The organism is Chitinophaga ginsengisoli (assembly GCF_003014595.1).
Classification (GTDB): Bacteria; Bacteroidota; Bacteroidia; order Chitinophagales; family Chitinophagaceae; genus Chitinophaga; species Chitinophaga ginsengisoli.
Map to the genome: position 1 here is coordinate 456,517 of NZ_PYGK01000006.1, position 13,549 is coordinate 470,065.

Below are 13,549 nucleotides of genomic sequence, written 5' to 3' on the forward strand. Positions count from 1 at the left end.
ATGAAACATCCCCGTATACTTAAAAGAAACATCGCCAAGAAGCTGGCTGGTCTTTATTTCATACTAATACTGCTGCTTGGTATCATAACTGCTGACCGCTCGTCTGCGCAAACATCATGTACCACCACCACAGGTGTGATCGGCGATCTGTACGGTTTTCATTTATCCAGTTCAGAAACGGATGGTGCAAATAATTATTTCTGGTTTACAACTTCTGCCGGAGCCATACAGGGAGCGAATACAAACCGGGATGTGACTATAAAGTGGGTGGCTACCGGGACTGCAAATGTACAGGTGACATACAATAACAGGCAAGGTGCTCAGGTGGTGAAATGCTGGGTAGTAACAATATATCCCAAATTCCAGCCTGGAACGATCACTTCTTCTGTTACAACAGCAATCTATAATGAGGTGTTTTCTTATACTAATCTGGTTAACAGTACCGCTGCGTCAGGTGGTATCACCCAGGGCACATCAGGGCCTTATTATACCTATCAGTGGGAAAAATCAACTGATAATGTAAACTGGACGAAGATAGCCGGGGCTACTGATCTCAATTGTACTGGTAGTGATATAATGACAGTTAAGCAGTATTTCAGAAGGTCAGTTAATGGCGTCGGGTTTGGAGTATCAAATGTGATCGCAGTTGATATTGTGCAACCATTTAAAGCAGGACGTATTTCTTCTTCTCAGAAAATAAGTGCGGGTACTACACCAGCCCAGCTGCTGGCCGCTACTGCTCCTTCAGGAGGTAACGGCACCTATACCTATCAATGGGAGAGTTCTGTTGATGATAATGTCTGGAATGCTATATCCGGAGCTACAGGAGCTTCATATCAGCCGGGAGGACTGTCCAGAACGACCTATTTCAGGCGCAAGGTAATGTCAGGAATTCAGTGGTTATATTCCAATACCCTTCAGATAATGGTGGATAATGGCAGCGGATTGAACACACCGGCCAATAACACATCTTCCACCACGGCAGTAAAGCAAAGCATACCTGCTTATAGTGGATTAAACCCTGACGCATTGGCCACTGTTAGCAGTTACAGCATCTCAAGGCCAGGAGTTAGCAGTGCTTCGCAGATCTCGGGGCTTGATGCTACAAAAGACTACAGTAAAGAGATCGTTTATCTGGATGGTTTATCCAGACCGGTACAAAGTATATATTATAAGAATAGTTACAACGGCAAGGATGTAGCTGCGATAGATGTGTATGATGAGTATGGAAGGGAGCAGGTGCATCATCTGCCATATATAGCACCAACAGACGCAAGTAATGGCGGAAAATTCCGTACTGACGCTGCAATACAGCAACCGCAGTACTATAACACATTGACGGGGAACCAGGACGACTATTATTATACAGTGGATCTTTTAGAAGAATCACCTGTTGCACGTAAGAGGAAGAGCATTCCGGCGGGCAAGAGCTTTGCCGGGAATAATAGTGGTACATCCGGTCAGTTCAGAGTTAATTATGACTATGACAATGTCAGGATCTGGACAGTGGGTGACAATGCCGGTGACATGCCATCCAGTACAGCAATATATAGTAGCGGAACATTAGCGGTAAGCGTCCGGACTTATGCACATCATAACAAAGAATATCAGTTCACTGATAAGAGCGGCAAGGTTGTGATGACGTCGGTCATGAATGATGCAGATAATGAAGGAGAAGGTTTGCGTACTTATTATGTCTATGATGATCTGGGAAATCTCCGTTATATTATACCTCCGCTTGCTGTGAAATATTGCAGCTCGTCAAATAACTGGGATTTTGCTGTATCCACGGTAAGCTCCAATATTTTAAAGGAGTTGTGCTTCAAGTACGTCTATGACGAAAAAGGTAGGGTAGTTGCAAAGGAAATACCGGGTGTGAATGGCCCTGTTTATCTCGTATATGATGTCAGGAACCGCCTTGTATTTGCACAGGATATTGGTTTGCGTAACCGGGGCTTAGGAGAATGGTACCTGTACTTTTATGATGGTCTGGACCGTCCGGTGATGACAGCCTTATACAAGAATCCGACGGCCACAAAAGAGAGCCTGCAAACTATGATGAACACAATAACAGGTGCTTCGATGGTTACATCGCCACTGGCTGCGGATCTAATTATAGATGGAAGTACTCCTTTTGCCTCCAACTATGTAGCTACGAATTCTATCACTTTTCTACCGGAATATACCAGCCCGGACAATGCGGGATTTACTGCGGAGATCGTTCCTGCCGGTACAGGTATCATTGTGAATAATCCATCTGCGAATATTACAGGTTACGAGGCATTGCAAATTACTTATTATGATAATTATGATTGGAGCGGAGCGAAGACATTCAATACTTCATATTTACTGGATGCCGGTACAAACCCGAATCCGGTAGCTGTAAGTCCAGCCAAAAATTCACTGGGCAGACTAACAGGAACCAGAACAAAAGTGCTGGGTACAGACCAGTGGTTAAGTCATACCATTTACTACGATGATCATGGTAGGATTATTCAGGTAGCTGATGATAATATCTCCGGAGGTACTGATGTGGCCACCAGGCAGTATGACTTTTCAGGAAAGACTTTGTCCACTTATTTATCTCACAAAAACCCCAAGAGCGCTGCAAACCCCGAAATACAACTACAGCGGCGTTATGAATATACCAGTAACGGCTGGTTGTCGCGCATATACCAGACTATATTGAATAGTAGCAATGCGCAGCCCAAGCTCCTGTCAGAATTTACCTATGATGAAGCAGGACGTATTAAGACGAGTACTTTGGGTGCATTGGAAACAATGAATTATGATTATACTTTACATGGCCAGCTGAAGGGAATCAATGCGGAATATGCCAGAAATAAAAGCACCAACCATTACTTCGGAATGGAGTTATTTTATGAGAATGGGTTTTCTGCACCGCGTCTGGATGGAAATACATCGGGAGTTACCTGGAGGCGAAAGGGGGATCCAGATGAGTGGCATGCTTACGGATATACGTTTGATAATGTCTCTCGCCTTACAAAAGCCGATTATACACAGAATACTTCTGGCAACTGGACGAACGATGTTGCTGACTATAAAGTATCAGTTCCTCAGTATGATGAGAATGGCAACATCAAAACGATGAAGCAGGATGGTATGCTTGCAGGAAGTGTCAAAACCGGTGTTGATGATCTGACCTACTTCAATAAAAACAGCGAGTATAGTAATCAGTTATCTGGTGTGACGGATGTGCAGGGGGACAAGAAACAGGGTGATTTTAAAAATTATAGTGGAAGGACAGGAACCGAAGACTATTCGTACGATCTGAGTGGGAATTTGATCAAAGATAAGAACAGAGGGATTTCTATTGCGTATAATTATCTCGTAAATAAACCCGAAAAGATCACCTTTGACAATGATCCAAATAAAAGTATCACTTATGTATACAATGCAGGCGGTGATAAATTGCAGCGGATAATTAAGGATGGCACTTCAACGATTACCTATGATTATGTGAGTGGATTTATTTATAAGAATAATATACTGATGCTTTTCCCGACTCCGAATGGACGGGTCAGAAGGAATGCCAGTGGGGACTTTGTGTACGACTATTTTATTGCAGATCATTTGGGTAATACAAGAACGGTAATAACTGAAGAGACCAATGAGATCTATTATAAAGCAACCCATGAGGATAATCCTCAACCTGCACCGGCAATCCCCGAAAGGGATCTGTTCACGTTCCCTAAGAATGTAGACAATATACCCACCACCAATAAGTTCTATGATTATAATGGCACTAACCGGAAATTTATTAAGCTGAATAATAATGATCCCGACAGGAGGATCGGTACTGCAAAAGTATTGAAGGTAATGGCAGGAGATGTGGTAAATATGGGTGTAATGTCTTATTATCCCGTTAATTCTGCCGCTAATAATGTAAATAATCAGCCAGTTAACCTGATCCTGGATCAACTGATCAATCTGATTTTAGGGCCTGTCAGTGTGTTTCCGAACGGAAAAGGCAACATCGTTCAGAGTAATTCAAATGGATTGCTTCTCAATAGGGATGACTTTAGTAATTATCTTACCAGTACACAAAATGATAATCCCACTTCCACTGTTCCCAAGGCCTATCTGAACTACGTATTGTTTGATGAGAAATTTAAAATGGTAGCAGGAGGCGCCGTGAGAGTAAGCACACCGGATGTGGTGGCACCATTGACAGCTAATCTGAATGTGAACAAAAATGGATTCCTGTATATTTATGTAAGTAATGAAAGCCCTTCAGATGTGTATTTTGATGATCTGAGCATCAGACATACGACCGGTCATCTGCTACAGGAAGATTCTTATTATCCATTTGGTTTGCAGATCCGTTCGTTGAGCAGCATGGCGCTGAACAGGTTACAAAATGACTATCTCTACAATGGTATCGAAAAGATCTCTGAGTTTGATCTTGAAATTTATGATGCATTATACCGGAATTCAGATCCACAGATTGGCAGATGGATGCAGGTGGATCCTAGGGCGGAGAGCTACTTTGGAATATCCCCTTATAATAGTAATTTTAATAATCCTGTAGGTTTTACGGATCCTTTGGGTGATGAACCACCAGGAGATGATCCTCCGGCGTGGTTGAAGCTACTTTGGCCGAACGCGAGGTATGAAAATGGTATTATAACGCTGAGCGAGGTGACTGTGAAAGGAACTTCACCTTTCCTCAGAGTTGTTTCTGATTTCAGTGTTCATTTTGTAACGAATGATTATTATGGCATCGCAATGAAGTACCTGAAGGCCAGATCGACGAGGACGGACAGGCCGAGTAGGGATAATCTGGTGCCTGCAGATATAAGGCCTTTGCCAACTTCAGCTCCCAAGGCAATACCAAAACCGGATATTACTGTAACGGAACCGAAGCAGACTTTTATACAAGCTGATGACGATTACTATTGTGAGCCTTGCAAAGAAGAAGGAAGAAGGATAGCTAGTGAGAGAGAGTATAACAGAAGATTGTTTGAAACAGAGCAGGGAGGAAATTATTTAGTAGTTAAGACGGCCGTGGAGGCTGCTGCATGGGAGTTTGCTATGCACAAAGTCATTCAAGGTGCAACTTATCTGGGGATAGGATTTTTGGGAGGAGATTTTTTTGCGGAATATTTGGGTGGAAGTTTTAGAGGAAATGGAGTACATGTAGCAGAGGGCGCGTTGGAATATACGATGGAAGAAGCTGCGATGGCAAGAGAATTTGGCCTCTATCCTGAAACGATCTCCATCAAAGATGGTGTGGCCAACCTTCCTATTGGATGGATGGATAGAATGAAGCCAGCTGCTGTCAGAATGCTGAAGGAAATGTTGAAGCGTAATGGTGCAAAATATGCCATGATTGATTCAGGACCTATTATCAGAGATGATATAATTCAAAGTTATGAATATATGCGACAGTTCAAAGGTGAGATCTATGGCTTGAAGATATACAAGGTAAACGATTATACATATGTTTTTTTTGGAGAATTATAAATATAATCATGGTAAATTATAAGGCCAGAATAAAGCGTAAGCGCTTGGATGAATATGCGGGTGAAGCTTTCCGGGATGAAAATGCCGCAATTGTGAAGCACTTAAATAATGCCGGGAAAAAGGCATTATTTGGCATTCAACAGGCTGATGGTATGTATACCATTGTTGGAGAAGACACTGTATATTATTTGTCACCTTCAGGAAAGTTCGGGGAAATTCCCTTAGGAGATTTTCTGAAGTTGTTAAAAGATCATGCATATCGTCTGGGCAGGACTGGCGTGTTTGATTTCCTGCCAATCGATGACTCAGAGCAGGTGTGGCTGAAGGATGCCCGAACGATGAGTGTTATGTGGGGGATAATGTCATTACTGGACGATTTCAACAACGGCAAGTAATAAAGGGCGCTTTCTGACCGGAAAGCGCCCTTTTGTCATAATTTTTTTCTTGCAAACATTCATTAATAGAAAAGAACAACATGATTGAAGTCCTCCCAGGTAAAAAATGCAAACTTAAGTACCTCAAGTCTATCTCTTTCAAAGTTGCAGTATGCGGCCCTTGTAGAGACCTTATTGAAGCACTGAAAACTTTCTGTCTTTACTTTGAACTTTAGTATAATTATTGCTTTGTGACTAAGTTATACTGTTCACGCTGGGCCCTAATTTCTTACAATTTCGGAATCCAATTCCGAAATTGTAAGAAATTTAATATAGTGAATCGTAAATTATTGGTTATCAATAAATATTTTAGCTAATAAACCTTATAATCAATCCTATCCCTCCGCCCACCCCCTCAATTAATCCCTCTTTTCCAAAACTATTCCCCAACTTAAGTCCAACTCAAGCCCTATTCATGTTCTATTGAAATTCGATTCCATCAGCTCATTTCAAACTCATTATAAATGTATTTGAATAGCCCTAAAGAAATATAGAAGTGCCCTTTTTATCCCTTTATAATACCCATAAAGAATAAAAATTCAATTGAACAAAAAAGCTAATTATCAACTCTTTAATCCCACTTTTTCCGTAAATTGAATAAAATCTATTGCTAGTTAATGGCCCAAAACTTCAACATTCTTACCCAGGGTCTCTCCGGCCATGTCGGAGACCTGATCTACTACGAGCGCAACGGCAAACAATTCTGCCGTAAAATGCCTCAATATGGCCCGGACAGTATGTCCGCCGCCAGCAAACAAAGCAGCCGTGAATTCGCTAAGGCCAGTAAGGCAGCAAAATCGATCCGTGCAGCCTTGAACGGTATCTGGCAGCCGGCTAAAGACGAAACGACCGTATACAGGCTAAATAAGGCCGTTTATGCGGCGCTGAGAGAAGACAACCAGCATCCGAGAGGTAGGCGTGTATTCACTGCTGCTGCCTTACATCAGCACCTCAAAGATTTCAGATATAACAAGAAGGCTGTCATGACTATTGGCGGCATAGACACCATCCGCCAGGAGAATGGCAGTATAATAGTAAAACTGCCCATGCACTGGCAAGACTGGCTAAAACCGCCCAAAGACGCCCGTTATATACAACTCCATGCCGTAGCACTCGATATGGATTTCGAACAAAACACCTGTCTCCGCGCTACGACTGCCGCCAGCTGTGTGCTGCTGGGAGAGAAACAACATACCTTGTCCTTACCAGTTACACCCATAAAGGCGACTGCCACCATCGTTCTTTTGCAGATCCGCTTCCTGCATACCAACACAGGTATTCAGGCCACCGGCACTGCCAGCAGCGAACAGGCGTTTGCAACTGCCGTACTGGAACCGGTATTACCACTGGCAGAAAAGACAAAAGATCCGCAGCCAGCAGCCAGGACGCCCAGAATTGCAAAGAAAAGCCGCTCCGCGGTGGAAATGCTTCAGGCTGTTAACGAGCCGCAAAACAAGTCTCCTAACGAAGAAACGAAGTCACGAATCATGGAGAGATTTATTCAGGGAGGACTGATCCCACTACCGGATATACCGGAAGGATGAACACATAGCTGACCTAATAGCAATCCAACAACAGCATTCCTCAAATTGAAAAGCCTGGAAATTAATCCAGGCCTTTGGTATATCTATTGTCCTACAAATTCCTTCACCAGCACCATCGTGCAATTTGTCGTTGAACGATGTCTGATCGCTTTTACCGGCTGATACTCCGGATCAGCATAACAAGCTAACGCTGCTTCCTCCGAAGGAAACTTGATAATCGCGTTCATCGTCCTCGCTACACCTTCCACTGCAATTGCATGGAGGTCCGAAGCGATGACTTCTGCTCCATATTGCTGCAGTAATTTATACACAGGAGCAGCATAATTCGCATACTCCTCCATGTCAATGATGTCATAACTATTGATATAATAAACCGCCATTGAATAAAATTAGAGGTTAAAAAATGTATTCCGGTGGAGTTATACCCTTACAACGCAGATACGTTGTAGCCTGGCCTCTGTGATGTGTAATATGATCCAATGTGCCGAAGAATCCAATAACAGCCTCTCCGTCCGACGCCATTTTTTTCAGCGTATTTTCCAGTGCTGCGAAGGCGGTTTCCAACCAGGCAATGGTTGTATTTTTATCCGCAGTTACAGCAGGTGGCTCCCAGGCCGGTTCTTCTTTTTCGATCAGTGTCGCTTTGAACCAGTAAATTCCATAACCGATATGGTGCATTAGTTCCCGGAAACTCCAGACTTCTTCCGTTGGCTTAAAATCATAATGTGCAGATGGCATTCCGTTTGCCACTGCCAGGGTGTAATTTTTTGAATTCTCCAGCTTGGCCAGTAATTGCTTTTTCATACGATGTTTATTTTGATAAGCAAAGCTAAAAAGCATAACTGGCGCTGACTTAAGACATCTTGCTATTTTTAAACCCGCAATTGAGAAGGGGCTTTACCGTATATATTTTTATACGAAGCAGAGAAATGCTCGAGGCTATTGAAACCGCAGGAGAAGGCAATATCAGTGATGGGTAGATGGGTATTCCTGATCTGCAAAGTAGCTTGCGTTAGCCGTACACGTAATAAATAGGTGTACGGTGTAACACCTGTTAGCTGCTTAAATAAACGGCTGAAATGAAAAGGACTTAAATGACCAATACCCGCAAGTTCAGTCAACGAAATATCGTCGGTAAAATGGTCGTTAATATAATACTTCACCGATTCAATAATGGGGAGATAAAACTTCTTCTGTTTATAACTCAACACAGGATGCACTTGTGGATCACCGGTTGATACCACCATCAACAGCAGATTAGTAACAAGTTGTTCTATCAACAATGCATCATGACGTGATTTCGCAAGTTCACAAAAGATGATATGATGCAGGTATTCCGTCTGTGGCGTAGCCTTTATCAATACCGACTGTATATCCGGGTTATTGAAAAACCAGGAAAACTCATTTGTCTGTCCTTTGAATGATTCCAGATTTTCAGCGGGCAGTGAAAAGATGGTACACTCGTCAGGAAGATCGTGCACATGTCCCACCCGGTGCTCATATCCCGGCTTACAAACAAGGAATAATCCATGATGTGCATCGAGATCATTTCTAAAAACTTTAAACTCGAAATTCCCTTTACGCACGTAAGCAATCGAGAAAGTTTCCTGCCATTCAGTTTTGGACACTGTACATTCCGTACAGCGACACAGAAAGTCATGTACTGTACATAATGATGATTTATAAAGTTGGATAACATCTGCCTGCATAACCTTTGTAATATACAACAAAGTAAAGCAGTGGTAGTGACAACAGTATGTCAGTAGGAAATTGACCAATAAATCAGGTATTAACCTGCATACGTTGCATCACTCACTGCCTCAAGCCAATTCACAATCCCTTTCTCCGTATTAATACCAATAGCTGTATGAACCATCACTGCATACGGAGATGCACCATGCCAGTGTTTGACTCCCGGTAATATATTAATAACGCCACCTGCTTCTACATGGCGAACAGGCTTACCTTCTTCCTGGTAATAACACGTCCCTTCTTTAATCAGTAGTATCTGATTACTGGGATGCGTATGCCAATTATTCCTCGTTCCCGGTTCAAATAGCACGTCGCTAATAACGCAATTAGTAGTCTCATCCGGAATGACAAGCGTTTTCAACCATGCCTGTCCGGTAAAATATTCAGCTGGTGCGGGTTTATAGCCTTCTTCCTCAAGTTGTTTTTTCGTATACTGTTCCATAATTAATATTGTATTAAGAATTCCTTAGCGATAACAACTCCCATTACAGTGTAGTTCTCTGCATTTCTTTCGAACACAAAGTTACCACCGTAGTAACGTAAAAAGTAACAATAATCAAACCATTAGTTTAAAAAAGTAAATCATCTCAATGCGGAGGTATGCTGTGTGTTTATCCGCTATTTTTCTTTAAGGAGTAAACATGCAGAAAATATGAGGTGTGTATTGCTCATTGAAACACACATTAGTGTGTAGCGAATCCCAACTACTCATTAATATATTTAATAGAAAATAAGGCAGCCAGCCTAATAAAAAAAATTTTACTTACATTCCTTTTTCTCTACTTTTGAAAACCTGTCGATGTAAAACAGATTATTGCTATTTCCAAATCCTTAGACTAGTTAAAAGCTTTAGAGCGCTTATTGTGTGAGCAGTGCGGGCTATGTCCGTTTTATTGCCACGCTTTTAGCATCCTGTTCGTTATTCCATCAAACCATTATTGTTAAGCAATGAAATCCCTTAATGATGGCCCTACAAAATACCCCAAAGTTCGACTGGCATTTGCTTTACACCCGTCCGAGATTTGAAGCAAAGCTGAAGAAAGAAATTACCGATCTGCAATACGAATGCTATTTGCCGATGCGGACCGTTACCCGGAAATGGAGTGACAGAATAAAAAAATTAAATGAACCACTATTTCCCGGTTATGTCTTCGTAAAAATTCCGCGAAAAGACCGATATCGCATATTGCTGCTGAATGGTAGTGTAGGTTTTGTATCATTTGAAGGCGAACCTGCTATATTACAGGAAAAATTAATTGAAGATGTGCGCAGGCTTGAAATGCATGATACGGAGTCGATCCCGTACTATTCCACAGGTGAGAAAGTGATGATCACGCAAGGCGCATTTGCAGGATTCGAGGGAGAATTGATACGCATCCAATCAAGACTGAAGGTAGTGATAAAGATATCTCCCATAAAACAAGCACTGGCAGTGGAGGTTGACAGTTCATGTATCAGCAGACTGGTCTACTAGGAAAGAAATTTTTTGAAACTATGAAAAATTATCTATTTTAGGGGCCGCAAGAATAGTTAACCGAGACGTTAGAATAAGCATCCACCAACATTTTCAGCCTATCATAGAACTTTTGTGACTCATGTTCCTGTGACTTGATTGGGCGAAGCCGTGTTAGCCAAAGAGAACAATCGTAAAATATACGTACAAACACATTGACAGACTGTATAAATACGCAGAATTCAGGGTGTATATCATCACACGTAGTCCCGCCACCAGTCACACGTCTTTTGATATTGTATCTACCGTTTATAACCAATTCAAAGGTAAATGCTCAGAAATTATTTCATTATCGCCTGGCGGAATCTGCTCAGACATAAGGTATTCTCTTTCATAAACATATCTGGTTTATCAGTAGCCATCGCAGCTTGCCTGCTGATTCTTCAGTATATCCTGTTCGAGTTTAGCTATGATAGATTTCATACGCGGGCGAATGCTATATACCGCGTAAAACAGGAGCGCTACCAGGATGGCGCACTGGCAGAACGCTCTGCCAGAAGCTTTTCTGCCATCGCGAATGCAATGAAAAGCGATTTTCCCGAGGTCCATAATGCTACGACCTATTTCCCGCTTGAATGCATCGTATCTGCTTCAGAAACAGAGAATATTACCCGCTCTTACAAGATGCCGCACGTGTTATTTGCGAGTGCATCATTCCTGAAGATTTTCAATTTCCCCATCATCAAAGGCCGTGACGCACTGGATGAGCCTAATTCGCTGATCCTTACTGCGTCTACCGCAAAACGCTTCTTCGGCGATACAGATCCCATCGGCAAGAAATTGAGGGTCGTGAATTTTAACCAGGGAACAGACATCGATGGTTTTGTAAAAGGTGTATGCAGTGATATTCCTGCTAACTCACACTTACAGTTTGAAATGCTGGTGTCTACAAATCCCAAAGATGTTTCATGGACCTATGCAGACAACTATACGTATGTTGAATTAAACGACAACGCAAACGTAGAAAAGCTGGAAAGCAAACTGCCGGCTTTTCTTGCAAAATATACTTCCGGCCTGACAGGCAGTAACAAAGTAAAACTAGGACTACAGCCACTTACACAGATACATCTGTATTCAGATCTCAGCGGTGAACCTACCGTGAGTGGTACGGGTAAACTGGTGTGGTTCATGGTGTTGATTGCAGTACTGATCCTGCTGATTGCATATATCAACTACATCAACCTTTCAACGGTAAAAGCAATGGAGCGTGCGAGGGAAGTAGGACTGAGAAAAGTGTTTGGATCGGAGCGCATTACACTCATGAAGCAATTCTTCTTTGAATCTTTACTGCTGAACTTCGTCGGTATTGTCATCGCTATCATTATTGCATTGTTCTGTCATGAGCTGTTTAACCAGCTCGCTGGAGTGGATATACCAATGGGATTCTGGACCAGCTATTGGTTCTGGCTGGCCTTTCTGACATTACTGATCGGCGGCGCATTGGTGTCGGGTATCTATCCTGCCTACCTGCTGTCCGGTTATCAGCCGGTACAGGTACTGAAAGGAAAATTGCCACTCACCGGAGCAGGGATCAGTATAAGAAAGATACTGGTAGTGTTCCAGTTTGCAGTCTCCATCGCATTGATCATTGGTACATATGCGATCTCCCGGCAGGTGAACTACATGAGAGAGACGAACCTTGGCATGAACATAGACCAGACACTGATCATTGACGCACCTGCCAATAAGCTCGAATCACAGGGAGGAAAGAATTTTTATCAGCGCATCAATACCTTCCGCACATCGTTGTTACAATCTCCGAACATCAAAAGTGTAACAGCTGCTTCCAGTATGCCCGGTCTGGATATACTGTGGAACAGGCCTTATCAGCGCAGGGACGATGTATCTGCCAATAAAGGGAATATGTATGCAACGTTCTCTATCGGACCAGAGTTCGTCAATCAGTTTGACATAAAAGTGGTAGCAGGACAACAGTTCTCCATTACACCCGATCAGATAACAGATAGCGCAAAGGCCACTATCCCAATTATGATCAATGAGTCTGCCGTAAGGGCCTTCGGCTTTGAAAACGCGAAAGATGCAGTGGGAAAGATCCTGGTCGACAGAAATGGTTTTGGGGTCACATTCGAATATGAGATCGTTGGTGTACTGCAGAACTTCCATCAGAAATCATTGAAAGAATCTTTTACACCGATCGTATTCCGCCTGGAAGATGGTTCGAGCATAGAATATTATGCGGCAAAAGTAAGCGCCACCAACATAGAAAGGACGATCGCATATATAGAAAAAAGTTATAAAGAATTATTCCCGGCAAGTCCCTTCCAGTATGCATTCCTGGACGAATTTTTTGATAGGCAGTATCGCACCGACGTACGTTTCGGAAAGATATTCGGCCTCTTCTCAGGCTTCGCCATTTTTGTTGCCTGTCTCGGACTCCTGGGTTTGTCATTATTTACCAGTATGCAGAGAACAAAGGAGATCGGCGTGAGGATCACACTTGGCGCATCTGCTATCAGCATCTTTGTTTTATTGGTGAGAGACTTCATGAAACTGATACTGATTGCCTGCTGTATTGCATGGCCACTGGCATGGTGGGGACTATACCAATGGTTGCAGCACTATCCCTTCAGGATTGGTATCAGCCCCTTATTGTTTTTTATTCCAACTTTTATAGTGCTTTTCATTGCGCTGTTAACAGTCGCCTTTCACACATGGAAAGCTGGAAAATTGAATCCGATTAAAGCCTTAAAGTATGAGTAAGAGCAGATTGTTTATATCGTAGAGCAAATTAATGACCCCAAATTGCTTGCCTGGCTGATCATTCCTTGCTGGTGAGTAAATATTGTTTCCTGTTTTGA

The 13,549-nt window shown here is 42.5% G+C and carries 9 protein-coding genes; 5 read left to right on the forward strand and 4 right to left on the reverse strand.

Translation table 11 applies throughout. The annotated features are described in order from the left end of the window. The 3 genes from CLV42_RS17600 to CLV42_RS17610 all read left to right on the forward strand — a co-directional run bounded on the left by CLV42_RS17600 (position 1) and on the right by CLV42_RS17610 (position 7,465). Positions 1-5,487: a DUF6443 domain-containing protein gene (locus CLV42_RS17600; protein WP_211303474.1), complete on the forward strand. Its 5,487-nt coding sequence runs from the start codon at positions 1-3 to the stop codon at positions 5,485-5,487. Positions 5,488-5,495: 8 nt separating this feature from the next. Further along, positions 5,496-5,882 carry a metallophosphoesterase gene (locus CLV42_RS17605; RefSeq protein WP_106603232.1) on the forward strand — a complete coding sequence of 129 codons (387 nt, stop codon included), beginning with the start codon at positions 5,496-5,498 and terminating at the stop codon, positions 5,880-5,882. A gap of 656 nt (positions 5,883-6,538) precedes the next feature. Beyond that, entirely contained in the window at positions 6,539-7,465 is a 927-nt protein-coding gene (locus CLV42_RS17610) for a hypothetical protein (RefSeq protein ID WP_106603233.1), read from the forward strand. An 83-nt stretch (positions 7,466-7,548) separates the two neighbouring features. Here CLV42_RS17610 and CLV42_RS17615 read toward each other — a convergent pair whose 3' ends face one another. The 4 genes from CLV42_RS17615 to CLV42_RS17630 form a co-directional block, all read right to left on the reverse strand. Further along, on the reverse strand, positions 7,549-7,845 hold the full coding sequence (locus CLV42_RS17615; protein ID WP_106603234.1) for a DUF1330 domain-containing protein: 297 nt from the start codon (positions 7,843-7,845) through the stop codon (positions 7,549-7,551). A gap of 16 nt (positions 7,846-7,861) precedes the next feature. Further along, positions 7,862-8,269, reverse strand: coding sequence for a DinB family protein (locus CLV42_RS17620; RefSeq protein WP_170117549.1), 408 nt, complete (start codon positions 8,267-8,269; stop codon positions 7,862-7,864). 68 nt (positions 8,270-8,337) lie between these two features. Beyond that, the gene (locus tag CLV42_RS17625; protein ID WP_170117550.1) at positions 8,338-9,093 is read right to left on the reverse strand and encodes a helix-turn-helix transcriptional regulator; all 756 of its coding nucleotides are present in this window, start codon (positions 9,091-9,093) and stop codon (positions 8,338-8,340) included. Between the two features lie 161 nt (positions 9,094-9,254). Continuing rightward, positions 9,255-9,659: a cupin domain-containing protein gene (locus CLV42_RS17630; RefSeq protein ID WP_106603237.1), complete on the reverse strand. Its 405-nt coding sequence runs from the start codon at positions 9,657-9,659 to the stop codon at positions 9,255-9,257. Positions 9,660-10,181: 522 nt separating this feature from the next. On the opposite strand from CLV42_RS17630, the gene CLV42_RS17635 reads away from it, so the two are divergent. Together CLV42_RS17635 and CLV42_RS17640 are read left to right on the forward strand one after the other, a co-directional pair. Then, positions 10,182-10,691, forward strand: a complete 510-nt coding sequence (locus CLV42_RS17635; RefSeq protein WP_170117551.1) for a UpxY family transcription antiterminator — start codon at positions 10,182-10,184, stop codon at positions 10,689-10,691. Between the two features lie 309 nt (positions 10,692-11,000). Further along, entirely contained in the window at positions 11,001-13,451 is a 2,451-nt protein-coding gene (locus tag CLV42_RS17640) for an FtsX-like permease family protein (RefSeq protein WP_106603239.1), read from the forward strand. Positions 13,452-13,549 lie beyond the last annotated feature (98 nt).

Coding starts and splice junctions, on each gene's coding strand:
- CLV42_RS17600 (WP_211303474.1), top strand. CDS start 1: ATGAAACATCCCCGTATACTTAAAAGAAACATCGCCAAGAAGCTGGCT.
- CLV42_RS17605 (WP_106603232.1), top strand. CDS start 5,496: ATGGTAAATTATAAGGCCAGAATAAAGCGTAAGCGCTTGGATGAATAT.
- CLV42_RS17610 (WP_106603233.1), top strand. CDS start 6,539: ATGGCCCAAAACTTCAACATTCTTACCCAGGGTCTCTCCGGCCATGTC.
- CLV42_RS17615 (WP_106603234.1), bottom strand. CDS start 7,845: ATGGCGGTTTATTATATCAATAGTTATGACATCATTGACATGGAGGAG.
- CLV42_RS17620 (WP_170117549.1), bottom strand. CDS start 8,269: ATGAAAAAGCAATTACTGGCCAAGCTGGAGAATTCAAAAAATTACACC.
- CLV42_RS17630 (WP_106603237.1), bottom strand. CDS start 9,659: ATGGAACAGTATACGAAAAAACAACTTGAGGAAGAAGGCTATAAACCC.
- CLV42_RS17635 (WP_170117551.1), top strand. CDS start 10,182: ATGGCCCTACAAAATACCCCAAAGTTCGACTGGCATTTGCTTTACACC.
- CLV42_RS17640 (WP_106603239.1), top strand. CDS start 11,001: ATGCTCAGAAATTATTTCATTATCGCCTGGCGGAATCTGCTCAGACAT.